Below are 24974 nucleotides of genomic sequence, written 5' to 3' on the forward strand. Positions count from 1 at the left end.
GAGTCGGTGAATCGGTACTGCTAAAGCGAGGGCTAAAGAAGGTTTATCGAACAGAGGCATTAGCCATTGCTTACGGAATCAATAGTTGTGAGGACATGGTAAGCAGTTTCACGCTCGGAGCTTTGAGTTGGAACGAATTCATGAATTCGCACGGGCAGTTACCTTGATGGGGGTAATCATTCATTCGCCTCTAAGTTTCTCTCTTCCTCATGTTTTTACGAATTATTCTGGCCTGTTGCTAGATTGGAATCATCCAAGCGTGAATTAGATTTCCTTCTTTCGAAAGCGGACAGATTCATCCCAAGGCATCATCCAGCACCGCATCTCTTGCAGCGTTTAGTAGAGCTTCTTTGCACACCTGTGCTCTTGCTTGCGGTGTGGCTATCGGTATAGGCCGCCACTGGGCTATCCAAAGAACGCCCCGTTCAAAAGAAGGAGCTCTTGTCGTCGCTCCTCTAACCTCATCTACGATTTTGTGCCACCTATTTTGCGAGATGTCGAGTGCCCTTGCTTCTTCGGTATGGTTGAATATTTGCCGCCTGCGACCGGGTCGCCGTCGCTATCGCGGCGGGACTTGCCGCTACTCTCTCCTGCATCCACTAATTTTTGGGCACTGCTAGTGTCTTTTCTACGTTGATTGTTGCTAGACATATCATTTCTCCTTGGGTTCAGGTTGGCAATCCGCTAGCGCTTCCGATATGGCTACGCTGACGATGAGACATGCTGTTCCTATTGAAATCCAGCGGATGTAGGTGTAAGGCCTATGTAGCTGTAGTCATATAGGCTATACGCAGATTCATTTACGCCATTGGTTCTTAAGGGATGTGGAACTGCATCCTCTATGGTTATCAGCGCACACACCAAAAGCTTCTTCTGGATTATCGTAAATGTTGGACACTAGGCAGGATAATGGCCGCAAAAACGCTCGTCTCTCTTCTGAGAAGTTCGCTATCTTTATAACCCTCGTCGCCGCGACACTTTTTTCGTCTATCGATAAAACGTCGCAGCCCGTACGTTAGCTCGCATAAGTGAACTCAAAGAATGAAAAAGATACTCTTCGAAAAAATATAAAAATTGTTTCGTAATGTTCGGTGACGAACAGATAGAGGATGTCCGCTTAGGCGATGCTTCGTCCTGGAGTAAAGGTGAATGGCAGATGGCTTGCCATGGCGTCAACACTGTTAATTCAAATAAGCGCGTCGTGCCAGGAGCTTCCCAAGGCGCCAAGAAGAATCAAATCGCAGCAGTTTGCTTTCCCCTATCTTTGCCACATTCAACCTAGAGGTCACTCAATGAAAAACGTCATTTCAGGGGTATTCCTATCCGTTTCCTTGATGCTGTCCAGCGCAGCTGTCCATGCTTCGACCGACATCAACAACACTTCCACTATCACCTTCAACGGCCCCAGCTCGTCGATTGGTGCCTCATACGGTGCCGGCACCAGCGGCAAGACTTTCACTGAGAATTTCACTTTCGGACAGGGTAGCGTCTTCAACGTTTCGTCCGCGGTGATCTCGATCGCACTGGACTCCATCTCAGGGCTCAACATCAGTAGTTTCACTCTGAGCGGAAACGGGGTGACCGCGACTGGCCATTTGACTTCCAGCTCAGGCTTGCAAACATGGACCCTGCATGCATCCAATCTTACTTCCGGGCTGTACACCCTGTCAGCGATCGGCAACGTCACGGGCACTAACGGCGGGAGCTTCGGAGGCAACATCAGCGTTGCAGCGGTTCCGGAGAATTCCACTGTGGCAATGATGCTGGCGGGGCTTGGCCTGGTAGGTTTCGCTGTCCTGCGCCGTCGTCGCAAATCGACCATGCATGGGACAAATTCGACCGGCCTCGTGCCGGTGTAAAAGGCAAAGCGGAAGAACTTTGAAACTGCCCATGCGGGCAGTTTTTTTATGCTGAACGCTTCCATGTCTCTGGTATCGAAAATCTATGGATCCGAAGTCCACCGATATTTGCCGGTCGGTATTCAGTCTCGCTCGCCCCAATTGGATTAATGCATGTCTAATTCAGATCTTCCATTAATGAATCACCTTCTGGCCGCCTTGGCACCGGAGGTGCAGCATCGCCTGCTTCCCCAGCTGGAATGGGTTTCCCTCCCCTTAGGGATGGTGCTCTACGAATCGGGCGATACGCTGCAGCATGTATATTTTCCGACCGACTCCATCGTGTCGCTACTCTATGTCATGGAAGACGGTGCGTCGGCAGAAATTTCCGTAGTGGGTAACGACGGTTTTATTGGCATCGCCATTTTGATGGGAGGAGAAAGTACTCCCAGCAGAGCGATCGTACAGAGTGGCGGTAGCGCTTATCGTCTTTCTGCCAGCCGCTTCAAAGAGGAATTCCATCGCGATACAGGTACGCTTCATCTGATGTTGCGCTACAGCCAGGCGCTGCTGACACAGATGGCGCAGACCGCAGTGTGTAATCGACACCATTCCATCGACCAGCAGTTGTGCCGGTGGTTATTGTTATCTTTGGATCGACTGTCCGGCAACCAGCTGACGATGACCCAGGAGCTCATCGCCAACATGCTGGGCGTCCGGCGCGAGGGCGTCACCGAGGCAGCTGGCAAGCTGCAACGGCAGGGGGTGATCGAGTACAGCAGGGGACGGCTAACGGTACTGAACAGACCAAGACTGGAAGAGCTGTGCTGCGAATGCTACGCGGTGGTCAGAAAGGAAACTCAACGTTTGTTGCCGCCGACTCGCTTCGAAAGTTGATGAGTCTGTCACGTTGATCTAGCGCCTGCGCGTAGCTTGTCGAATGGTTGGAACTTGGCAGCTTGGTCAAGCCGCTTTGGTCACGTAGTGCAACGACCGTACGCGAGGTCATGATTACGATCAGATTTAAGAGGGATATCAAGCTTATCGGCGCGCCCCTAGCGGCTAGATAGAGCTCATCTTGAGCAGGGAGCCGATTACAGGAGTTCAAGCATGCACACCAGCCGCATCAAGTTCTTCAAGGGATTTCAGATCGAGGTCACGGTAACTCGTTATGGTAATGATTGTTGTATCTTTATCAGAATACGGCGATTCGCCAGGATTTCCGCGGCGGGTGCCGATGTCATTTTTGCGCATTGGATGGATCGGCGGGCGAGCTCCTTCGCCACAGCCTTTCAGTGCGCGTTCGTACGCGCACACTCCGAAATAGAGAAGCGTGAAGTGCAGGGCGAGCTCACAGGCACTTAGACGGCAGATGCCTACGCAAGGTTCAGAAGTGTCTTCGATCTAGCCTCAGCTAAGTGAGGTAACGAACAGAGAAGCGACCACTAAGGCAATAAAATGCGGGTAATGGCATAGTACTTTCTTAAGGTCCGCCAGAGCCGGATCGGGACAGTTGGCGGTATCAGCCGCGATTTCGACGGCAATGCGATGGATCAACTTGAACTGCGTATCGTCAAGTTTTCAGCCATGCAGCAGAAGGATCTGGCGATTGCAATGGACAACCAGAACGGGCATCTTTATGGATTCATCAGAGTGGGTTCGCAGTCGGATCTGTTCATCTTGGTCAGCTCATGGCAGCGCCTGAGCTGCAACCATGAGTTTATGCCTGAGCGAAAGTTCCAGATAGTCCCGTCACCGCAGGTTAGCGTGCCAGTGCGTGCAGGAAGCAGCACAAACATAGCCGCGCGGGGGACGTAGCGTAAGCTTGTTAAAGCGTTTTTGTATAGAGTTTAGTTTCGTCGATGTAGCAAGAACATGCCTGCTTTTCAAGGTGCTTGCGGTTAAGAATGGTCATGTGACCGCGACTGTATTCGATAATTCCTTGACTCCGCAATTGGGTGGCCGCGGCAGTGATACCAACACGTCGCACCCCCAGCAACGATGCCAGTGTTTCCTGCGTGATTGAGAATTCTTGCGCGTTGGAGCGATCCTGACTCATTAGTAGCCACTTTGCGAGGCGCTCGTAGAGAGTATGGAATTTGATGCAGCGGCACGTGCAATAGAGTTGCTCGATGACGATGTTGATGTATCGATTCAGCGCCAGTTGTAGTCCCTTGTTTTGGTTCAATTCTGTCCGGAAAGTCGCGGCGGAAATACTCCATGCTCGGCCCGGATAGAGTACCGAGGCGTGGAAATCTGTGGACTTCAAGCCCAGCGCGTAGGGAATCCCATACATGCCTTCTCGACCAACCATGCTGACCTCGAAGTTAGGTGTCGCATCTCCCAGCGAAAGGATTGAGATCAGACCATTGATTGGGAAGTAAATCACGTTAGCACGGGGCGACGACAAGATCCGCCCGGCGTGCAGGTCAATCAAAGTACATTGCTTTAACAGGTGTGCCCGGTCGGCTTGGGACAGTGACGCGATAATATGGTTCTGGTCATTTTCCAATTCATCTCTCAGGTAATGTGGCCAAAAAAGTAGGCATGTCGAATGTCGTAATACCGTTTTAATGAATGGAGTATGAGCCTTTTGTATATTTGTCACCGTCCTTTAACGAACATACGAGGCCATTAATGACCGGTAAATCAACGGGTCGGAAGGGCTAGAAAATCGCTACGAACTGACAGCAAGAAAGACTTCAGAGGACAATCGATCGAAGGTTGTCATTAAGACGCCAGAGCCGTATGGTACTCAACCAAAACCCTGATAACTTCTTCGCAGAGAAACAAAAAACGGCCTGTTATACTGCCCATCTTATCCCCGGTATCGGCTTCAGCCAGTCAACTAGCGGAGCAGTTCGTGAGTCTTAATCAGGCATTAGCTCTAACTGCAATGCCGACCAAGGAAAGAAGGTTCGGCCGGGTCGCGAGGAATACGCCGATGCGGCGCAGCTTCACAATCAACGATTACACCATCGGGCGTAAAGTGATGATCCGTTCGGTAATAATCGAAGGTCCGGGCCACGTGTGGAGCGGAGGAGATGACGCGATGTCCTTTAACGCTCAAGGACCGGACGCGAGCCAGCTGATGCTGAATTTCCTTGAGCGCCGCCGCCGGTACTGATCGTGTACGTCATTAGCTTTAGCTCCGACAGCGATACTACTAATAATAAAAATGTTTGCCGCGCCTCCCTGTTTCGGTGGCCGTGCTTTTTTTCGTCGCCGCAGAGCAGGTATACAAGCCCATTCGTCTAAAGCATGAATCCGCTTTTCCTCCGCTATCTCTGAGAAATCCGTGACGACGGTTTGGTGTAATCTTCAAGAAAATCTACATCCTTTCAATTTAAATTCCTACGCACTTAGAGTCTGTTCGATAACGAACAGAAATCTTTAAGGCCAGAGACCAGAATAGGAGTTCATATTTTCAAAAGGAGATCTTATGAAATCCGATGCGCAAATTCAGGAGGCCGTGTACGAAGAGCTGAAGTGGGAGCCCTCCGTTATCGCAACTGATATAGGAGTTGAGGTTTCAGCTGGCATCGTGACTCTTTTCGGTCATGTTGGGAGCCACTCTGAAAAGGTGGCAGCAGAGCGTGCTGCCCAGAGGGTTATAGGTGTTAAGGGAGTCGCCATTGCGATATTAGTAAAGCTACCGCTTTCCAGTCAGCGTGAAGATGCCGATATTGCACGTACTGCCTCTAATGTGCTTTCGTGGTCCACCCATGTGCCTTATGACAACCTTCAGGTATTGGTTGAGCACGGTTGGATTACGCTAACCGGAGAGGTCAGATGGGATTTTGAACGGCGCGGAGCAGTTGCCGCAGTACGTGATCTTATGGGAGTTGTAGGTGTCATTAGTCACATCCGAATTAGGGAAGCGGTATCGGTAGCATCTCTCAAGTATGAAATAGAAGCCACTCTAAAACGACGTGCTCATAATGAAGCAAAAGCTATTTCCATCGATGTCGTTGGAGCGGAGGTGACGTTATCAGGATCTGTCCATAATTTGGCGGAACGGGACATGGTCACTAATGCGGTTTGGGGAACGCCTGGGGTATGCAATGTTATTGATCGGCTTTCTGTAACTTAGAAAATCTATAGTCAGAAATCGATCCCCAAGAATCACGCTTCCAAAGGGCTGGCGATTACATGCGCGCAAGAGATTTTTTTTAAGAAATTTTTCACTCTGTTGATTTTCTCGCGAATTTGACCCTGGTCATTTGAATCACCTTCCGACGTCTGATACAGGCTCCCGCGTGATCATACGTCTCTTCATATCTCAGATCTCTTAGGTCAAAGAATATTTGTTTCAGGGTCGTCTCTCAAGTTAGTAGAGTAGGTCTCCACGCTAGAGAAGTCACGAAGCGGCTGACCATTTGGAATCTACTCAGAGGAGTTAGTTCGGTAGCTCTATGCAGGTGGTTTGCAACCGTTTTGCTTGAACACTCGCTCTGTCATTGCAGGGTTGTTCGCGAGCTTTTCCCTGGATCTTCGGGGGCGTGCGACTAGTTCCCCGCCACAATTAGCGCACCTACCTTTCAAGATGTCCGTCGCACAATCATTACAGAAGGTGCACTCGAAGGAGCAAATCTTCGCGTCCGTCGAATCTGGAGGCAGGTCCTTATTGCAACATTCACAGTTGGGTCGTAAATCGAGCATTTTTTATCCTATGTATAGCGATTAGGTTTGAGTGGATGCGCACATCTTATTCGAAGAGCGAATTTCGTTGGTATCTCTCGACAAGGATAAAGCGGACAAAAAATCGTCATTTTTAGCCACGTACGCATTTCATCGATGGTGGCGCTATAGGGTTGATCATGCCAATAGAAAAATAAATAGTATCTATTCACGTTCTGAAGAAGGAATAGGAGTAAGGTCTGTATAGTCCTTCGCGATTCAATGCTCTGGAAAAAAGCTCCCCTCTTGATTGGCTTCTCCATCCCGACTCTGCTGTCTCTCCAATTTTTGAGTCCCTCCGTTGAGATGCTTTTGTGTCTTTCTCATTGGAGAATCATATGGACAAGACCAATCGCCTTCGATTAGTGGAAACGGTTCTCGACTATCAATTTCCGCTTTCGGGAAATGCTTTCTATCTAGACTATTCACTGCAGCTTGCGGATATCGAGAGTATTTATCAATTTCTTGCGGACCTCGCACTTAGTCGAGGAAAGACAAACGATCTTTGCGATCCAAAGCGTCTCATTTTGTCAGAGGATTAAAGAGAAAGAGCGTGCTTATACACCGCCCGAAAAACCGGATTTGGAATTTTGGAACCTGTTGATTCTCTGCGCTTGATGTCAACATTCGTACTTTCGCTAAATACTTTCTTCAAGTTGAACTGGGCGCGAAAATAGGTGAGATCGTGTATCGATTGGCTTAATGATTTATCCCTTCCTGCCTGGAGGCAGAAATGCGAATTCATCCCAACATCCGCTTTAATAGTGACGAAATTGAAAAAGCGATAGATAAGCATCGACGAGAACACGGTGAATGTTGCTTTGAAAATAACGAGATCAAAAATTCCACAACAATTAATGTAAAGACGCAGAGCTTTCGTGAAAAGAAGTTGGGATGGCCGATGAGTCCGAACAGCTATCGACGAGTCACATCTGCGAAGGTCAAAAAAGCAGATGAGAAGTAGAACTTGGTAGCCAAATGTGGGCGGCTACTTTTGGTGCATCCGGAAGGAACAACTATCTAAGATGAGGATGTCAAAAGATCTGAAAAGCCCACACATATAAACTACGCAAAGGACGAATATATATGTCAGATACCAAATCACCGGTAGATCAAAAAAATGAAAACCAAGAACATGTCCCAACGAGAGGACATCCGCAGCAACATCAAGGGCATAGACCGAACCAAGAGCAAGTAGGGAGCGAGGAGTGGCGAGGACGTCAAACGGCAAACGATACCGAAGGTAAGCGGAATCAATCTCAGCAGCAAGAAGACGCTAGAGAACCATATAAAAATCGTACTAAAGACCACCTTGAATTGGTGAAAAAGTAGGTCTCCGAAAACTGATATTGCAAGGTCTCGCTGTAAAGAATCCTTGGACTAGTTATAGGTTTGGCATAGAGAGGATTTGATCGATGCTGAATAGAAGGCTGCGAAGTACTTAGTCGAATTCAAATAAAAATACCTTTCCAAGTCGCCAGCAAAACTGCCAGCAATGCAATCCTAACTAAAGATTCCCAAGTCCACTTTTCAAACTTCGGACAACAGATCCGTAAAATTTTCCTGCGAGCTTAGATATTCGCGTCCCTCAGATGTGTGGAAATGAAATGAATATCGCTTGAATGACGCGATCATCAGATTTTTTCAAAGAAGAATCTCGTAGGGATTTGCCGCGCTGAAGTAGTGTTGCTTGAGCAGAGCGTCAATATGCGTGAAGCGCCAATCGCACATTTTAATCTGAAGTCGGTTTCGTATTCGTAGCAGCGGTACGCACCTCTGCAAACCTTTGATGGTATCGCTGCAGCCCAGTGCAATATGCCCACGAGTTGGAGAAATTATGAGCAAAGTAAACCGGTGGCGTGAGTTTTCCGTCACAAAGACTGTTGCCGCATCAGAAAAAGGCATTGAGGCAGAATTGTTGACGAGAACTGCTGGGAAATTGGCTGCTGAGAAAATCTTTGGATCCGATGCTCTTAAAGATGAACAAGCAATCTTAGCAGCTGAGTCTGAAGGACTGCCGATTAAGAGAAACTAGACCTTCTCGGTTATCGGTCAGGCGTGGATCAACAGCGATTTTGTTTAGCTTTAACGGAATTTTTCGTTCGCTAATGTGGATATTTAGCATTTTCTTTGGTTGAATGATTTTCGCGATCTGAATATCGCGACAACGGACATCGCGGCCTGTTCCATTGACTCCCTAACCTGACCGCGATGCGAAGGAACGATCGTGTCAAACTTCAATAAAACCCAAGGCTCCCATCGCTTGGAGCAGCAAGGATTTATCTCCCACAAGGAGAAGACTTCGAGATCCAGCGATGGCCGATACTCTTCACGAGAGGGCGAGAAGAAAAAGCAAGAACAGGCTGATCAGCAAAGTGATGCAGGTCCGCGCCGCTATGAAGGTGGTGAAATTTATCGAAAGAACTACATGAGAGAGGATGGGAAATCTGATCGCTCGCGGTAATGGGGTATATGGGAAATCAGTTCAATTTAGTAAAGAGGCCGCAGTTGCGGCCTTTTTTTAACTAAGGGGATTGTCATGCGATTTTATTTCGAAGACGAGGACCATGAGGCCGGTTTTGTATGGCTGCGAATTGGGAGGCTTGAGGTTATTGAAGTGACGAGTGGTTTAGGAAGTATTCGTACCAGAACCGAGTTTCAAATTAGAAATGCACCGACAACTATAGAAGGTCAGATGATCGTCTGTCGAAAAGCGATAGCTCAATTTATTCGTGAAGCTACCGGATCAAAGGAAATGTCGATTTCAATTTTCGATGATTCGATTGATCCGTGGAAAGGACAATTATTTGCGGTAACGCCGCTGGATGATCGTCTCGGCGTGTCATGAATCGCTGATCAAGGTCCATTCCTAATGTACATGCCGACCATTTTTGTCGAGCGGTTGAGTACCTCGCCCTTTATAACGGGCCAACATCGAAGAGTAGGAGCATTCCATGGCAGAAAAAGAGCAAAAGCGCGGTAACCGAGAACCAAAGAAACCTAAGAAGAAACCAGTGCCGGCAGTTCCGGCTCAGCGGTCTCGGCCGGGACTGTAATGGCATCGGTAAGGAATCCGAAAAATCCTGAAAAGCGCAGGGCCACATCACCTGGCCGTTCCTCCTTAGGGCTTTAGAGCCTAACTTTTTTCGGCGGGTTTATCGCGGGGCCTGCCTGCCCGCGGTGCCCTGAAAGGCAAACATGCGCCGATTTATTCAATTTGCGTTCCAACGCTCCGCCCCAGATCCGTGGGCCGATACCGCACCTGTACGTGAGGAACTATTCGGCATCGAGCGCTTAGAGCAGCACGCGCGTAGTCTCGCCGCGGCTCAGACGATCAGCCTTCATCCGCCCCGGGTGCCGTCGTTACACAGTCGGTTACGCGACAACGCCGCTGATCTGCTAGTAGCCTACCGCGCGGGCGCTGCGGAAGTGGCTGCAGGACACCGCGTCGTCCCGGCCGCTGAATGGTTACTGGATAATTACCACGTTGTCGAAGCGCAGATCCGAGAAATTCGCACCGACCTGCCGCCTGGCTATTATCGGCAGTTGCCCAAGCTGGCATATGGGCCGTTGGCGGGCTATCCACGCGTCTTCGGAATTGCATGGGCATTCGTCGCCCATACCGACAGCCACTTCGACCCTGTTGTCCTACGTCGCTTCATTGCAGCCTACCAGGAGGTTCAACCGCTGGATATCAGCGAACTATGGGCTGTGGCGATCACCCTACGCATCGTACTCGTGGAGAACCTGCGTCGCCTGGCCGACCAGATCACTGTCGGGCGTGCTGCACGCGCCGATGCGCAAAGGCTTGCCGACCGGCTGCTGGCGCCGGGCGCTGCCTATTCCGCGCTGAACCAGGACATCGCGACGCGGCCGATAGGTCCGGTGTCCGAACTATTCGCGGCACAGCTCGCCAAGCGCCTGCGCGACCAGGATCCCCGCATTACACCCGCCCTGCAATGGCTCGACGAGCGGCTGCGCGAGCAGGGTACGGATGCCGACCAGGCGATCCTGCATGCACAGCAGCGTCAGGGTGCGTCCAACGTCTCTGTGCGAAACGTCATCACCAGCATGCGTCTGATGTCCGACATCGACTGGGCAGATCTGTTCGAGAGCACCAGCCTAGTAGATGTCTCCTTGCGCGCCAACAGCGCTTTCGCGGAGATGGATTTCCCCACGCGCAACCGCTACCGTACGGCGATCGAGCAACTGGCACGAGGTTCGTCATTGTCCGAACTCGCTATCGTTGAGCGTGCTTTGGCGCTAGCGGCTGCGCCACAGTCGCCCGAGCGTCTCGATCAGAACGCCACTAGAATAGATCCTGGTCATTACCTAATCGCTGAAGGACGCTCCGAACTGGAGCAGACCATCGGATTCCGACCATCGCTGGCGCTTCGCATCGACCGTTTCAACGTCCGCCTCGGGCTTAGAGGGTACTTGACCGCCATCCTTGCGCTGGCGGTCATTCTGCTGTGCCTAGGGTTCTCTGCTGTCTTTGGTATTGGTGGCTTGGCTGCAACTCCCACAGCGCTATTGGTAGCGCTCGCGCTGGCCTCATTTCTCCCTGTCACCGAGTTGGCCACATCCCTGATCCAGCGAGCAATTACCTCCTGCTCTGGTGCCGCGGCTCTCCCAGCCTTGGCGCTGGCCGATGGGGTTCCCCCGCATCTGCGCACACTAGTCGTCGTACCTACGCTGCTATCCAGCGAAGAGGAACTGCGCAGGCACATCGAGAGCCTCGAAGTTCACCATCTGTCTGGCGCAGGTGGTGACCTGTCCTTTGCGCTACTATCGGATGGCCTCGATGCAGATTCGGAAGTGCTCGACGGGGATTCCTACCTGATCCGTATCGCGCAGGAGGCCATCGCCACGCTGAACCAGCGGCATGGCCCGGCCCCAGGTGGTAAACGCTTTTACCTTTTGCATCGACAACGCCGGTTCAACGCCACCGAGAACCGCTGGATGGGATGGGAGCGTAAGCGAGGCAAACTTCATGAACTCAACCGGTTATTGCGCGGCGCAACCGACACCAGCTTCATAACACTGGGTGGTGACGATACTTACAATGCGCAGCAGCCTTCCATCCTGGCAGGTGTGCGCTACGTTATAACGCTGGACGCAGACACTCGGCTGCCGCGTGACGCCGCCCTGCGTCTGATCGGCAAGATGGCCCACCCCTTGAACCACGTGCGCTGGAGCGTTTCCGAACAGCGTGTAGTAGGCGGTTACGCTATCTTGCAGCCACGCGTGACACCAGCACTGCCGTTGGGCCGCGAGGGCTCGCTCTATCAGCGCCTCTCGGCCGGTTCAGGTGGTATGGACCCTTACGCGTCTGCCGTGTCTGACGTCTACCAGGACCTTTTCGGTGAGGGATCCTATACTGGTAAAGGCATCTACGACGTCGATGCCTTCGAGACCGCGCTTGCGGGCCGCATTCCTGAGAACACGATGCTCAGCCACGACCTGTTCGAGGGTGTGTTCGCGCGTGCCGGGCTTGCCTCGGACGTCGAGGTGGTCGAAGAATTTCCGGCCCGCTATGACGTGGCTGCGCGGCGTCAACACCGCTGGACGCGCGGCGACTGGCAACTCCTCCCCTGGGTACTCGGACGACGTTACGCCGGCGCGACCGTACCGCCGGTGGGCCGCTGGAAAATGATCGACAATTTGCGTCGTTCCCTGTTGGCCCCCACGAGCCTGCTGACTATCGTGCTGTGCGGGTGGCTGCCCTGGCCTCAATCACTACAAGCCATGGGGCTGCTGATGCTGGCGCTGGCACTGCCGTTCTTCCTTCCCAACATCTCCGGTCTTGTGCCACCGCGCTCAGGAATTGGACTAGGTAGTCGCCTACGGCGACTGGCCAGCGATCTTCGGTTAGCTGCACTGCAGGCAACCTGGACTCTAGCCCTCCTTCCGGACCAGACTTGGCGCATGTTGGACGCCATCACGCGCACTCTGACCAGGCTCTATGCGACTCATCGGCATTTGCTGGAATGGACAACAGCTGCCCAGTCCGCTGCTCGCCCGCGGCCCGGCATAACTGGCTTCTATGGCCAGATGGCCGGAGGTGTTCTGCTGGCCCTGGGATTGGCGGTGATCGTCGGCGTGTTCTCGCCCATGGCATGCGTCACCGCATTGCTGCTGCCCGCACTCTGGCTCGCTGCACCATTCTTGGCCTGGCGTGCCAGCCGCCGCCCGCGGCTCTTACGATCCAGTGTGACTCAACTCACCGATGCCCTGGCCCTACGGCGCACCGCGCGACGCACTTGGCGCTTTTTCGAAACCTTCGTAACGTCGGCCGAACATATGCTGCCACCGGACAACTTCCAGGAAGACCCGAAGCCAGTGACCGCGCACCGCACCTCACCTACCAACATAGGCCTGTATTTGCTGTCGACGGTTGCTGCCCGCGATTTTGGCTGGGCTGGTGCCCTACAGACTTGCGAGCGCCTGGAAGCGGCTTTCGTCAGCTTGCAGACATTGGAACGGTTCCGAGGCCATTTTTACAACTGGTACGACACGCGCACGACCCATGTGCTGGCTCCGGCCTACGTGTCCTCGGTAGATAGCGGCAACCTTGCTGGTCACTTGATCGCGCTAGCTAATGCCTGCGAAGAATGGATGGGTGCACCTCAGCCAGGGGATTGGGCCGAGGGCGCTGGCGATGCACTCGCGCTGGCCCGGGAGTCGGCGTCGGCCAAGCCTTCGGCTCAAGGGCCGCAGGGGCAACGGCTACTGAACATCCTCGACGAGATTGATGCGGGGTTCCATGGCACTGCAAGCATGTCAGTTCCGGTACTTCAGCGCTTGGCCGACAAGGCCTCAGAAGAAGCGCAAGCGTTGGTCTCGGCAGCACAAGCGGACGGTGACGACCTACTGTTCTGGACCAATGCGCTGCGCGGACGGATCGAGCAGCAGGCACGTGACACTAAGTCATTCGCCGCAGCGGCGCATGACATCGACGCTCGCTGGCGGGCGTTGGCGCAAAAAGCGCGCACCCTTGCACTTGGAATGGACTTCGCCTTCCTAATGGATCCCGAGCGGAAACTGCTGTCCATCGGTTATGCCGCAGCAGATAACGTGCTCGACGACAACTGCTACGACTTGTTAGCGTCTGAGGCGCGGCTTGCCAGTCTGTTTGCGATCGCCAAGGGCGACGTGCCCACCCGTCATTGGTTTCGTCTGGATCGAACGGCCATCCCTGTAGGCCGTGGATCGGCCCTTGTATCTTGGTCTGGGTCGATGTTTGAGTATCTGATGCCCTCGCTGGTTATGCGCGCGCCGGCCGGCAGTCTGCTGGAGCAGACCAATCGCCTGGTCGTGGAGCGTCAGATGGCCTACGGCCGGCAAATGGGGGTGCCATGGGGTATTTCCGAATCGGCGTACAACGCTCGCGACCTGGAGTTCACCTACCAGTACTCCAACTTCGGCGTACCGGGCCTGGGTCTCAAGCGTGGGCTGGCTCATGATCTGGTAATCGCGCCTTACGCCACCAGCCTCGCCGCCATGATCGACGCGCCGCTCGCACAGCGTAACTTCGAGCGTCTGAAAGCGCTGGGCGCGCTCGGGCGCTATGGCTTCTACGAGGCGCTGGATTTCACGCGTGCGCGGGTGCCCGCCGGGTCGAAGGTGGCTATTGTGCGCAACTTCATGGCGCACCATCAGGGTATGACACTTGTCGCAATCGCTAATACTCTGCAGGACGCGCGGATGCGCGAACGTTTCCATCGTGAGCCGATGATCCAGGCCTGCGAGCTGCTGCTGCATGAACGTATGCCGCGCCTTGTCGCCGTGGCGCGTCCGCGCGCGGAAGAGGTACGAGCCAACGTAGCCAATCCACATGGCGACTTACACGCAGTGCGGCGCATAGATCCGTCTGCTACAGCAGCGCCCGCCACGCACCTGCTGTCCAATGGGCGTTACGCCGTCATGCTGACCGCGGCTGGCTCCGGCTATAGCCGTTGGCGCGACCTGGCGGTGACCCGCTGGCACGAGGACGCGACCCTTGACGACTGGGGTACCTACGTCTATCTCCGCGACACGGAAACCGGTCAGGTCTGGTCCGCTACGGCCCAACCTCTGGGCGTGGAGCCCGATAGCTACGAGGTGGTGTTCGCTGAGGACCATGCAACCTTCACGCGACACGACGGCAACCTGACAACCACGATGGAAGTTCTAGTGTCCGCAGAAGCGGACGGCGAGGTACGCCGCGTCACGGTCGCCAACACAAGCCGTAAGACTCGCGAAGTCGAGCTCACCTCCTACTCCGAAGTAGTGCTCGCGTCGCCCGCAGCCGATGATGCCCATCAGGCCTTCTCTAAGATGTTTGTACAGACTGAATATCTACCCGAGTTCGGTGCACTGATCGCCACGCGCCGTCCGCGCACGCCGCACGAACCGATGGTCTGGGCCGCGCATTTCGCCGTTGTCGAAGGCGTCGCCACGGCACCGGTACAGTTTGAATCTGACAGGGCTCGCTTTCTCGGTCGAGGACGTACGTCTGCCAAAGCACAGTGTATGGCCGACGGTACCGCGCTGTCAGACACGGCAGGTACGGTGCTCGATCCGGTCTTTTCGGTGCGGCACCGCGTGCGTATCGCTCCCGGACGGATGGCACGCCTGGCCTTCTGGACGCTAGTGGCACCTACTCGCGAAGTGCTGCTTGAACTGGTGGACCAGCACCATGACCGTAGCGCCTTTGAGCGCGCACGCACGCTCGCGTGGACTCAGGCACAGGTACAGTTACGACACATCGGTGTAGAAGCCGATGAAGCCGCGGACTTTCAGCGGCTGGCGGCACCGATCCTCTATGCAGATGCACGCTTTCGCGCGTCGGCCGAGGATATCGCTCGCGGTGCCGGTCTACAGTCAGGCCTGTGGCGGCACTCTGTCTCCGGCGACCTGCCCATCGTATTACTACGCATCGATGACATTGAGGATATCGTCCAAGTACGCCAACTTCTGCGCGCACACGAGTACTGGCGCATGAAGGGGCTCAGCGTCGACCTGGTGATCATCAATGAGCGTGCCTCCTCCTATGTACAGAATCTGCAGACCGCCATTGAGACGGCCGTCCGCCGCAGCCAGTCACCCCCTCAACTGGACGGCGTGGCGATGGCCAAAGGGGTGGTCCATACGCTACGTGCAGACCTTATGGATGTGTCGGCCCGTGCCCAACTACAGTCAGCAGCCCGCGTGTTACTACTAGCGAGTCGTGGCGCTATCGCTCGACAAATCGCCTGCCTCCCCGAGATGATATTCACTGCGAGTCCTGCGCTCAAACCAGCTGCAGTGTCTCCATCGTCCGCCTTGTCGAGGCAGGCGAAGCGCGCTGATACGGCGCGGCTGGAGTTTTTCAACGGACTTGGCGGCTTCGATCAGGGCGGTCGCGAATACGTGACCGTACTCGCTGACGAACAGACTACCCCCGCACCCTGGATCAACGTCATCGCTAACCCGGGATTCGGCTTCCATGTGTCGGCTGATGGTAGTAGCAGCACTTGGGCTGGTAACAGTCGTGAGAATCAACTCACTCCATGGTCCAACGATCCGGTGACCGATCCGACGGGCGAGGCGTTCTTCGTGCGTGACGAAGCGAGCGGCGAGATCTGGAGTCCCACCGCGCAACCGATTCGCGACGGCGGTACCTACGTCGCGCGCCACGGTCATGGCTACAGCCGCTTCACGCACGAGGCGCACGGTATCGCGCTGGAACTGCTGCAGTTCGTGCCGCTGGACGACCCAATAAAGGTCTCTCGCCTGACCCTACACAATATCAGCCCTCAGACTCGACGCCTATCTGTCACAGCCTATACAGAATGGGTGCTGGGCACCTCGCGTGCAGCTTGCGCCCCCTTCATTCTGACTGAGATCGATGCTGCTAGCGGCGTGCTGCTGGCACGCAACCCTTGGAGCACCGCCTTTCCGGGCAGAATCGCTTTCGCTGACCTCGCGGGCCGACAGACTGCTTGGACCGCCGATCGCACGGAATTCCTCGGCCGCCGAGGCAGCCTAGCGGCACCGGCGGCATTACAGTGCGAGGCGTCTCTGTCTGGAGCGGTGGGGGCGGGCCTGGACCCATGTGCCGTGCTGCAGTGCAGCCTGGTGCTCCGGCCCGGCGAGTCGGTAGACGTGATCGCCTTGCTAGGGCAAGGCGGCAGCCCGCAGGAATGCCTGGCGCTGGCAGCCCGCTGGCGTCAGGCCGACCTAGACGCCGAACTGCAGCGTGTCCGCGACCATTGGAACGACGTGCTCGGTGCCGTGCAAGTACGCACGCCCGACAGAGCGATGGACATCCTGCTCAACGGCTGGTTGCTCTACCAAACGCTGGCCTGCCGGATCTGGGCCCGCTCGGCGTTCTACCAGGCCAGTGGTGCCTACGGCTTTCGCGACCAGTTGCAGGACGGCATGGCGCTCATATTCGCGCGACCTCAAGAAACGCGTCAACACTTGCTGCGCGCCGCAGGCCGTCAGTTCATCGAGGGCGACGTGCAGCACTGGTGGCTGCCGCATTCGGGGCAAGGCGTGCGCACCCGAATCTCGGACGACCGGATCTGGCTGGCCTTTGCCGCGGCCAACTATGTGAGTGTCTCGGGCGATACAGCGGTACTTGACGAATCTATCGCTTTCCTGGAAGGCCCGGCGCTGCAGGGGGGCGAACATGAAGCATTCTTTCAGCCGATGCCTTCGAGTACCTCAGCGACGCTGTTCGAACACTGTGTGCGAGCGTTGGACCAGAGCATCGAGCTTACCGGCGAATTGGGCCTGCCGCTGATGGGGACCGGCGATTGGAACGACGGCATGAATCGTGTGGGCCAGGAAGGCCGGGGCCAGAGTGTTTGGCTCGGCTGGCTGCAGGTACGCACGCTGATTCTATTCGCACCGCTAATAGCGGCACGCGACCCCGCCCGGGCGGCGCGCTGGCGGACTCATGCCCAGTCTGTGACTGCCGCCCTGGAGCGCGAGGCCTGGGACGGTGCCTGGTATCGGCGCGCCACATTTGACGATGGCACCTGGCTGGGCGCAAGCGACTGCGACGAATGCCGCATCGATTCGATCGCCCAATCCTGGGCCATACTGTCTGGCGTCGCAGATCCTCTTCGCGCACAGGTGGCGATGGATTCACTGCGCTTGCACCTGCTGTTACCCGCAGCGGGGCTGGCACTGCTCTTCACCCCGCCATTTGATCGCACGCAGAGAAACCCCGGCTACATCTTAGGCTACCCGCCAGGCCTGCGCGAGAACGGCGGTCAGTACAGCCACGCGGCTATGTGGGCCATCCTAGCGCTCACGCAGTTACGCACCGACCCGCAGGCGGGCGAGCATGCTCATGCTCTGTTCGCTCTGGTCAACCCGATCAACCATGCTCGCACGCCAGTTCAAACGGCGCGCTACCGCGTAGAACCGTATGTGATCGCAGCCGACGTGTATTCGGTACCACCGCACGAAGGACGAGGTGGCTGGACGTGGTACACAGGTGCCGCCGGCTGGATGTATCGCGCTGGCATGGAGGGAATTCTAGGCATTCGTCGCGAAGGCGAGGTTTTAGTCCTCGATCCATGCATTCCGGCAGAATGGCCTGGCTTCGAGGCAGAGATCGTCCTGGGCGCGGCGCGTTACACCATCCAGGTCGAGTCACCGGGGAGACGGTGCGCCGGTATCTCTGCGGCTAAACTGGACGGAATGACTCTAGCCTGCGATGGTGGTGCATTGCGAGTGCCAATCACACCAGGTGAGCATCGGCTGGTGGCTATATTGTGAAAGTACGCTTATCCCGCTGGACTTGACGCTGAAGCAGACACGGCTTCGGCTTATTCTTCGACCCCGTCGGTCGTCCCATATTTTTCGGCTCTGAATAGCATCGCATCAGTCTTCCGGTTGCGAGAAACTCGTCAATGCTCCACTGATCTTTGAGACAGGATTTGAATGGGAGGAGGGCATCCAAATTATTATCAAAAATATAATATTCAAAGACATATGGGGCTCGGCGCGCGCGGTTGCCCCCACCCCGCGCCTGCCCGCTACATTGGTCGGTTTTGACTCAGATTTGTATCAGGCGCCGAAGACCGTCCAGCCTAGCCGGGCGGCCTGGCTGACAGACATCAAATTTGATGCATTTTGATGCAGCCAGGGTAAATTTGCGGTTGGCCCTGAAGCCAATGAATGAGCCAACCCTTCGCAAGCGTTAAGCGGCTACGCTAAGGGGAGCAGGGCACTACACGTCGCAGCGATAATTACGTGTAGTACTTAAAGTTGTGCTTCCACTTGTCTCTAGGCAGACCGGGATTGGCGAGGAGAATTTCGCCAACTCGATCTGAGTACTTAACAGTGATTGGCTGTCCTTCCCCAAGTTGACAAGAGTTATAGTTCAACTTGGTAAGCCCCAAGATATCTCGCGCTACCTGAACTAGGTCGGCACTTCCATGTTGAATTGTAATAGCGAGAGGGACAGGAACCTCAAAACCATCATAGGTGCCGATCCTTGGTTTAAATCCGTTGGTGAACAGCAGACCGTGACGCTCGGAGCGCTCCCAAAAAACTCCACGCTGCACAGGATGCTGACCTCGTTTGGTAACAGTGGGATTCTCGTCATATCTGAAAAGACGAAGGCCGGCTCGATCTTGACGAACACGTATCGCCACTAAATTGACCCCAGCCGGGCAAGCTCGAGAAAATCCGTCATATTCCTCAGAATCAATTCCGGATCGTGCGTGCAAGAAAATTTCCCTTAGTGGTCGGCCGTCCTCTTGCTTATACGTCTCGATAGTCCCGCGCAGTAGTGCCTCAGCCTTATCGGGAGGAAGGTGAAATTCTCCACGGTCAGCGGAATACCATGGCCCAAATTCGCCAACAAAGACCATTCCGTCACCGCTGTCGAGAAACATCTGCGCGGCACAGCACGCATTGCGGCCATCCTCTGTAAGCTTGTATGCTAACCCTACATAACACACACCGTCTCTCGCCCAAGGTGTTTTCCAGGGCTTGGAACCATACTTGTAGTAGACGGCGGTACCAAAATTCCAAAGCCGATCAGAAAGTGGGTTCGTCCCCTTCTCCCCATTCCGAACCTGAGGTGTGACACTCAGCGTAGACTCCTTAATCAATTGAAGCGGCAGCTCATGGGTCATCATCCTTGCCTTTAATTGCCGTCTAAAGTCCGGAGACAGCCCGCGAGCTTCTTCAAACTCATCAATCTGGCTAAGCACGGCAGCAGCGGACGGATCATCATCAAACATTCGAATTTGCCCGCTGCTTCTATCGTCAATGGCCTTACGGAGAAAATTCGCTACTTCTTTTGTTCTTGCTGTGTCACTTCGCTCCGAAAAAACTACAGCTGAATTTGGGCGGCAGTTTTCGTACACCTCGTCCGGAACGATGCAAATTGCAAGCGCCGGTCGCATGTCCATTTTAGACAGACGATCCAACGGCTCCATGTAGAGGTTTGCCACTGCAAAGGAGCGCTCGAACTTATCTGTCTTCCGTGAAGCATCTGAAAGCTTGCTGGCATCGATTGCGAAGCTCCGAATCGGATTTGGCCAGCGAGCACCGAAAGCGACATCGTATCCAGGGAAAGGCGGCCATGCCCGATGACGGCCAGAATCAACACATGCAGCCGGCGCATTCAGTGCGGAACACCACTCCTTCCAAAGCTCCATACCTTTGGCTGTACCTATGACAATGTTGTCGGGCAGTTGAGTCCGTGGCTCCGCAGGTCCAAAGAGTGCCAAGCCATCATGCGGGTCTTCGGCAGTTTGACCATGCCCAAACTGAAGCAACGGTTCGCCCAGAAAATGGAATTTCTCACTCATGATTTTCCTCTGTCAAACTCGTTGACCGAATCATCGCTCTCGTCATCCTCTACGTTACGAAATTCAGCCATTTCTTCGCCAATGTCATTCATGCCTGACATTCCGACCACATCCAGGCCCACTGGGCATTCCCACATCAAAGGGCGGGTGAGCATTACAACGGCCCGTGAATCCAGCCCCACTTCCACCCGTCCGGTAGAAGTTTGTAATGCCTGAACTACGCCAAGCAATCGCGCTAACCACTCCTTGTTCCACCAGTTCTTGGTCACCGCCTTTCTGCGTCGACCGATTTCCTTGCCTTCAAAAATTTCCCCCCCGGGCCCGGCCACTCGTACGTAGACTCTAACGATTACGTTCCAAGTACCGTCGTGATCGCGTTGAGGAGTAAATCGAGGTGCTAATTGATATGAGAAACGTGAAGCGCGCTCTCCCCAGCCCTTTGTCCTTTCACCAGTCAACTGCACCGTCGTAGCGCGGCCGTCAACATGTTGAATAGTTTGGGTCCATTCGCGGGCTTCTTGCCTGGGAAAATAGAACAATCTCCTATCGTCACAAAATTCCAACCCTTTCATCGCGCAAGCTACCTCAAGACTTCGCCACGCAAGTTCTTTGGCAATATCAAAAGTTCGCTTCCCGTCCCTATGCGGAATGTTGGGCCATAAGAATTCTGGAGTGTTCTCTACCCGAACTTCAGAAATGCTTCGAGGGGGTGGTGGCGTGAACGCAACCAGCCGAATGGCGCTGAGTTTGACGAACGCCCATGTCTTTCGAAGCTCTAGCTCTTCATGTTCGGAAAGCACTTTTCGCAAGTCATAGACAAGCATGGTCTTCGGCAACTGCAGAGGGAAGATATTTGCAAAGACAGGTTCCGGTTTCGAGACGGTCACGTGGGTTGATAAATGCGCCCCTAAGGCAATTGCGCGGCCCTGTTCAACTCCCATCAACGGCTTAATCCCAAGCGTCTCAAGCCGCGCCAACACATCAGCAAGACCGGTCTTCCACGAAGTTGTGAAATCTGCTGGTGCCAAATTGGCTACCTTTGACGGAAGACGGTCTTCCTGGGCAACCGCTATGCGACAAGGAAGGACAAGCCCATCTTTAACAGCAGCAATTGTGCACCGCTCCAAGAACGTAACGTCGGACACGCTTGCCGGTGAAAAGAGTGGCAGATACTGAACAGCACGAACCTCAATTAATTTGCGGACTGAGTCGTCAACATTTTCGCCAGCAAGCGGCGCGGCTCCAAAACACCAGGCCCGGAAGCCAGCTAATGATAGCCTTTGGGAAAGCCAGGTTGCGACAGCCCTATCCGCCGCAACGTGATCGATGATCAAAGTATCTCGACTCTCAGCAATTGATTGACCTCCTCGTTGTGGAAAGAACGGAGGTGTAAATATGCTTGGATGTTGCGCTATCAAATGGCGCTGAGGTCCAACTAACTGAACTCTCAGCCTTTCAAGATCAAACAAGTCTAACGTCCAGCCGTAGTCCATGGAAACAAGCCTATGGGCGATGTCCTTTTCTGAGGCGGAAAGCGCCTGCGTACATACAAATACGAATACATCGGGGCCATGCCCCTTTTCCTGAACGCGTTTGCAGTCACTGGCGAGCTTGGTACGCCAATCTGCGCGAACAGTGTACGCAAAGCCGATCTTGCGGCCACTTTCATCTCTACGAATAATCGCGTCCCGCCCTTCGTCTCCAGTTCCGCCGAGAGGATCGATTCCGCTATATCCAGCACCCGCCAAGATGGCGGAACACAGCCGTTCAAAATCTCGGTAGTCAGAAATGTGTTCAAGGCAATAAATGATCGGATCGGCAGACATTGGTTGGACGTATTCGTTTTTGACGATGAACCACAGTCGATTTGACCAAATTCACCCCTTTGTTGCATCAGGGTAACTAACAGGCGAAAGGTTGCCAAACCTCCGGTAATTTACCGTAACTAGTGTGGCAGAATTAAGTAATTATTAACTAGTTTGAGGGCAACCGTTATGTTTGACTTCAAGAGCCTGGTCAAGGCCCCTCCCGCAGAGATGCCCGCTACGCTCGGGGCACTATTTAGCCAGCTCGACAGAAAGGCAACGCATACGAGTCTTCGGCCTGTGCAGGTTTCTGCCCTCGGCTCATTGGACAAGTACATCAATGAACGAGACTTAGTAATTAAGCTCAGCACCGGTTCTGGAAAAACTGTCGTCGGGCTTGTATATGCTGAAATGATGCGCAGGCGCTACAAAGCCGAGCCTGTAGTCTATCTGTGCCCCACCACTCAACTTGTTGATCAGGTCCTACAAACTGCGGTTGCAATTGGAGTCCCCGTAACCAAATTTCCCGTCAAGGGGCTGCCGTATGAGGCTCTTTCCGGGGACAACGTACTTGTCTGCACATATGACCGCTTGTTCAATGCGAAAAGCACATTCGAGAACAAAATAATTCGACCATCCTGTTTCGTGCTTGATGACGTACATGCCGGCATGGAAAGGACAAAGCAGTGCTACACCGCCCGTGTTCCAGAAGAGTGCTATGAACAAATAAAAGGTATTCTGCACCCGCTATGCGAACGAACTGATCCCGCGACGTGGCGCGGCATCAGCAGTAATGCCAACGACTCGCGGTTTGAAGTTCCGTATTGGATTTGGGCGGGAGTTCAGGCACAGGTCTGCGATATTTTGCAGAACTATAAGGATGAAGGTGAACTGCTTTTTAGATGGGACAACATCAATCGCTACGCTGAACTCGCTCGCGTGTGCATCTCCGGCACTTCGGTTGAGATTGCCTTGCCGGTAGCCGCCATAGAAGAAAACCTGGCATACAGCAATGCCAAGCATCGCCTTTTTATGTCTGCAAGCATCAAGGACGGTGCATCCTTGATTACAGACCTCGCGTGCGATCCAGCCGCATTTACTCGGGTAATTGAGCCGCCCGAAGACGAAGGCGCGGGTGAACGCATGATTCTGCCTACGTCCCTGATATCGCCCGAAGTCACGAAGCAACAGATCGCTGCGGTTTGCGCAACGCTCTCTAAAATTGCGAACGTTGTAGTGCTAACAAGCTCAACCGCTCAGGCGAGAGTTTGGGAAGAAGGTGGAGCGACCCTATATTCTGGCAAGGATGTAGATGCGGCCATTGATCATCTTAGAACCACCACAAGGAATTTTGCAGTCTTCGCACAACGCTTTGACGGGGTGGACCTCCCTGACGACGCGTGTCGCGTTCTTGTAATTGACGGCGTGCCAACCGGCGACCGGCTGTGCGACCAAGTAGATTCTTCGCGGCAAAAAGATTCGCCCGAGTACGACATCCGTACGGTCAACAAGTTCGAACAAGCGCTTGGTCGAGCAGTGCGCTCAAGTGCCGATTATGCTGCCGTTCTGCTCGTCGGCCCCGACATCGCCGCGTTCATTGGCAAGAAGTCCGTGAGGGCACTTTTTGAGGGGCGCACGGATGTGCAGGTCGAACTCGGAAAAGAACTTGCGAAGATGGGCCCAGGCAAGAGTATCAATGACGTGGTGCTGGGGATGGTGACAGGTCTGCTCACTCGAAATGAGGGGTGGAAGGAAGCTCATCGCGCCCGGGTCAGCGGCGCACCGAAGGTCGTTAGAAAACCTGAGCTTACTCAACATGAACAAGTTGCTGTGGCCTACAGAGAGAGCTGGAAGTTTGCCAAAGCGAGAAATTTCCAAGCTGCCATTCCTCCCTTGAGGCAAGCCGCGAATGCTTTAGCACTTCATCCGATACAACGCGCGGAATTGACTTACCGCATAGCGACCTACCTGCATCAATTTGATCCAGCGGCGGCAGTTCAAGTTTATGCCGGCGTGTTCGATGCGAATAGTGACTTCCCCCGACCCGACATCGTCGCCGACAAGCGCTTTGTGCGAGTAACGGATCAAGCAGTTGCTGCTTGTCAATTTTACGGACAGTTCATTTCGGCCAATGCAGCAATCGCTCGGCTGGATGAGATTCGCGCAAAACTGAGCTTCGCACTGCCGGCCGAAGTCGTCGAGCAAGGATTGTGTGAACTTGGAATTGCTCTTGGAGCAACTTCGAGCAGGCCAGAAAAAAGCACCGGACGGGGCCCGGATGATCTGTGGATTTTCGATGATATCGCTTTCTGCCTGGAAGCAAAGAGCGAGAAACACGCGACGATCCACAAGAGCGACGCCGGCCAGCTAACGCTTAGTCTTCAATGGTGTCATCAATTTGTCGATATTCCAGCTAATGCGATTTTTCCGATCTTCGTTACAAACGTGACTCAAGCGGATCGCAAGGAAGATGTCGCCTTTGCGCCTGTGGTTCTGACGGAAGAATTGGTTTTTGGCATATGCGACCGTCTTCGCCAACTGGTTGTGGGCCTTTCGTTCGACGGCCCACTTTTCACAGACCCCGCCGCCATTGGTCAACGGATGAAAGAACTGAACCTTGGCGGCAGACAGATTTTGGCGCACGCGCTAAAGGTAACCTGGCTGTAAAGAAATGGGTACACCAAAGGTACAGTGATTAGATTCACCCTCCAAGACATACTGTATTCCGGGCTAATTTGTAATCATTGGGGAAGGAGGGGCTATCCTAGCTTTATGCATTGTTTCTTAATAACAAATCCCGCCCGGCATTTCTAGAGGTAATCCCCCGCTTTCTTGCTGGGGAATAT

The 24974-nt window shown here is 54.1% G+C and carries 19 protein-coding genes; 15 read left to right on the forward strand and 4 right to left on the reverse strand.

Annotation, left to right across the window (positions count from 1 at the left end; all coding sequences use genetic code 11):
• Positions 1 to 1292: 1292 nt before the first annotated feature.
• The 4 genes from J2X56_RS14910 (at position 1293) to J2X56_RS14925 (ending at position 3656) form a co-directional block, all read left to right on the forward strand.
• On the forward strand, positions 1293 to 1859 hold the full coding sequence (locus J2X56_RS14910; protein ID WP_310160684.1) for an FxDxF family PEP-CTERM protein: 567 nt from the start codon (positions 1293 to 1295) through the stop codon (positions 1857 to 1859).
• Positions 1860 to 2012: 153 nt separating this feature from the next.
• Positions 2013 to 2735 (forward strand): Crp/Fnr family transcriptional regulator, encoded by a 723-nt coding sequence (locus J2X56_RS14915; RefSeq protein WP_145604161.1) that lies wholly within the window; start codon positions 2013 to 2015, stop codon positions 2733 to 2735.
• Positions 2736 to 2948: 213 nt separating this feature from the next.
• Positions 2949 to 3203: a hypothetical protein gene (locus tag J2X56_RS14920; protein WP_145604160.1), complete on the forward strand. Its 255-nt coding sequence runs from the start codon at positions 2949 to 2951 to the stop codon at positions 3201 to 3203.
• A gap of 183 nt (positions 3204 to 3386) precedes the next feature.
• Positions 3387 to 3656: a hypothetical protein gene (locus J2X56_RS14925; protein ID WP_145604159.1), complete on the forward strand. Its 270-nt coding sequence runs from the start codon at positions 3387 to 3389 to the stop codon at positions 3654 to 3656.
• A gap of 10 nt (positions 3657 to 3666) precedes the next feature.
• Here the strand turns inward: J2X56_RS14925 and J2X56_RS14930 are convergent, their stop codons facing one another.
• On the reverse strand, positions 3667 to 4350 hold the full coding sequence (locus tag J2X56_RS14930) for a Crp/Fnr family transcriptional regulator (RefSeq protein WP_198984259.1): 684 nt from the start codon (positions 4348 to 4350) through the stop codon (positions 3667 to 3669).
• A gap of 212 nt (positions 4351 to 4562) precedes the next feature.
• Here J2X56_RS14930 and J2X56_RS27040 point away from each other — a divergent pair, with 212 nt between their 5' ends.
• The 3 genes from J2X56_RS27040 to J2X56_RS14940 all read left to right on the forward strand — a co-directional run bounded on the left by J2X56_RS27040 (position 4563) and on the right by J2X56_RS14940 (position 5931).
• Complete coding sequence (locus tag J2X56_RS27040; RefSeq protein WP_409025218.1) at positions 4563 to 4712, forward strand: catalase; 150 nt, start codon at positions 4563 to 4565, stop codon at positions 4710 to 4712.
• Entirely contained in the window at positions 4702 to 4965 is a 264-nt protein-coding gene (locus J2X56_RS14935) for a hypothetical protein (protein ID WP_198984260.1), read from the forward strand. The genes J2X56_RS27040 and J2X56_RS14935 overlap by 11 nt, the downstream gene beginning before the upstream one ends.
• Positions 4966 to 5280: 315 nt before the next feature.
• Positions 5281 to 5931 (forward strand): BON domain-containing protein, encoded by a 651-nt coding sequence (locus tag J2X56_RS14940; protein ID WP_145604155.1) that lies wholly within the window; start codon positions 5281 to 5283, stop codon positions 5929 to 5931.
• A 320-nt stretch (positions 5932 to 6251) separates the two neighbouring features.
• Here J2X56_RS14940 and J2X56_RS14945 read toward each other — a convergent pair whose 3' ends face one another.
• On the reverse strand, positions 6252 to 6500 hold the full coding sequence (locus J2X56_RS14945; protein WP_198984261.1) for a DUF1272 domain-containing protein: 249 nt from the start codon (positions 6498 to 6500) through the stop codon (positions 6252 to 6254).
• A 356-nt stretch (positions 6501 to 6856) separates the two neighbouring features.
• Between J2X56_RS14945 and J2X56_RS14950 the strand changes: the two genes are divergently transcribed.
• The 7 genes from J2X56_RS14950 to J2X56_RS14980 all read left to right on the forward strand — a co-directional run bounded on the left by J2X56_RS14950 (position 6857) and on the right by J2X56_RS14980 (position 18275).
• A complete protein-coding gene (locus J2X56_RS14950; protein ID WP_198984262.1) occupies positions 6857 to 7060 on the forward strand; it encodes a hypothetical protein in 204 nt (67 codons plus the stop codon).
• A 191-nt stretch (positions 7061 to 7251) separates the two neighbouring features.
• Positions 7252 to 7482, forward strand: a complete 231-nt coding sequence (locus J2X56_RS14955; protein ID WP_310160685.1) for a hypothetical protein — start codon at positions 7252 to 7254, stop codon at positions 7480 to 7482.
• A gap of 122 nt (positions 7483 to 7604) precedes the next feature.
• A complete protein-coding gene (locus tag J2X56_RS14960) occupies positions 7605 to 7850 on the forward strand; it encodes a hypothetical protein (protein ID WP_145604153.1) in 246 nt (81 codons plus the stop codon).
• A gap of 505 nt (positions 7851 to 8355) precedes the next feature.
• Entirely contained in the window at positions 8356 to 8553 is a 198-nt protein-coding gene (locus tag J2X56_RS14965; RefSeq protein ID WP_145604152.1) for a hypothetical protein, read from the forward strand.
• Between the two features lie 192 nt (positions 8554 to 8745).
• Positions 8746 to 8982: a hypothetical protein gene (locus J2X56_RS14970; RefSeq protein ID WP_310160686.1), complete on the forward strand. Its 237-nt coding sequence runs from the start codon at positions 8746 to 8748 to the stop codon at positions 8980 to 8982.
• A gap of 75 nt (positions 8983 to 9057) precedes the next feature.
• Positions 9058 to 9366: a hypothetical protein gene (locus tag J2X56_RS14975; RefSeq protein ID WP_310160687.1), complete on the forward strand. Its 309-nt coding sequence runs from the start codon at positions 9058 to 9060 to the stop codon at positions 9364 to 9366.
• 350 nt (positions 9367 to 9716) lie between these two features.
• On the forward strand, positions 9717 to 18275 hold the full coding sequence (locus J2X56_RS14980; RefSeq protein WP_310160688.1) for a GH36-type glycosyl hydrolase domain-containing protein: 8559 nt from the start codon (positions 9717 to 9719) through the stop codon (positions 18273 to 18275).
• A gap of 473 nt (positions 18276 to 18748) precedes the next feature.
• On the opposite strand, the gene J2X56_RS14985 is transcribed toward J2X56_RS14980, so the two are convergent.
• Together J2X56_RS14985 and J2X56_RS14990 are read right to left on the reverse strand one after the other, a co-directional pair.
• Positions 18749 to 20323, reverse strand: a complete 1575-nt coding sequence (locus tag J2X56_RS14985; protein WP_310160689.1) for a hypothetical protein — start codon at positions 20321 to 20323, stop codon at positions 18749 to 18751.
• Positions 20320 to 22149, reverse strand: a complete 1830-nt coding sequence (locus J2X56_RS14990) for a restriction endonuclease (protein ID WP_310160690.1) — start codon at positions 22147 to 22149, stop codon at positions 20320 to 20322. Before J2X56_RS14990 ends, J2X56_RS14985 begins: the two co-directional genes overlap by 4 nt.
• Before the next feature lie 168 nt (positions 22150 to 22317).
• Between J2X56_RS14990 and J2X56_RS14995 the strand changes: the two genes are divergently transcribed.
• Entirely contained in the window at positions 22318 to 24795 is a 2478-nt protein-coding gene (locus J2X56_RS14995) for a DEAD/DEAH box helicase (RefSeq protein ID WP_310160691.1), read from the forward strand.
• The last annotated feature ends 179 nt before the right edge of the window (positions 24796 to 24974 follow it).

This window comes from Herbaspirillum sp. 1173 (genome assembly GCF_031455335.1).
In the GTDB taxonomy this organism is placed as follows: domain Bacteria; phylum Pseudomonadota; class Gammaproteobacteria; order Burkholderiales; family Burkholderiaceae_D; genus Herbaspirillum; species Herbaspirillum huttiense.

Coding starts and splice junctions, on each gene's coding strand:
- J2X56_RS14910 (WP_310160684.1), top strand. CDS start 1,293: ATGAAAAACGTCATTTCAGGGGTATTCCTATCCGTTTCCTTGATGCTG.
- J2X56_RS14915 (WP_145604161.1), top strand. CDS start 2,013: ATGTCTAATTCAGATCTTCCATTAATGAATCACCTTCTGGCCGCCTTG.
- J2X56_RS14920 (WP_145604160.1), top strand. CDS start 2,949: ATGCACACCAGCCGCATCAAGTTCTTCAAGGGATTTCAGATCGAGGTC.
- J2X56_RS14925 (WP_145604159.1), top strand. CDS start 3,387: ATGGATCAACTTGAACTGCGTATCGTCAAGTTTTCAGCCATGCAGCAG.
- J2X56_RS14940 (WP_145604155.1), top strand. CDS start 5,281: ATGAAATCCGATGCGCAAATTCAGGAGGCCGTGTACGAAGAGCTGAAG.
- J2X56_RS14945 (WP_198984261.1), bottom strand. CDS start 6,500: ATGCTCGATTTACGACCCAACTGTGAATGTTGCAATAAGGACCTGCCT.
- J2X56_RS14950 (WP_198984262.1), top strand. CDS start 6,857: ATGGACAAGACCAATCGCCTTCGATTAGTGGAAACGGTTCTCGACTAT.
- J2X56_RS14955 (WP_310160685.1), top strand. CDS start 7,252: ATGCGAATTCATCCCAACATCCGCTTTAATAGTGACGAAATTGAAAAA.
- J2X56_RS14960 (WP_145604153.1), top strand. CDS start 7,605: ATGTCAGATACCAAATCACCGGTAGATCAAAAAAATGAAAACCAAGAA.
- J2X56_RS14965 (WP_145604152.1), top strand. CDS start 8,356: ATGAGCAAAGTAAACCGGTGGCGTGAGTTTTCCGTCACAAAGACTGTT.
- J2X56_RS14975 (WP_310160687.1), top strand. CDS start 9,058: ATGCGATTTTATTTCGAAGACGAGGACCATGAGGCCGGTTTTGTATGG.
- J2X56_RS14980 (WP_310160688.1), top strand. CDS start 9,717: ATGCGCCGATTTATTCAATTTGCGTTCCAACGCTCCGCCCCAGATCCG.
- J2X56_RS14985 (WP_310160689.1), bottom strand. CDS start 20,323: ATGAGTGAGAAATTCCATTTTCTGGGCGAACCGTTGCTTCAGTTTGGG.
- J2X56_RS14990 (WP_310160690.1), bottom strand. CDS start 22,149: ATGTCTGCCGATCCGATCATTTATTGCCTTGAACACATTTCTGACTAC.
- J2X56_RS14995 (WP_310160691.1), top strand. CDS start 22,318: ATGTTTGACTTCAAGAGCCTGGTCAAGGCCCCTCCCGCAGAGATGCCC.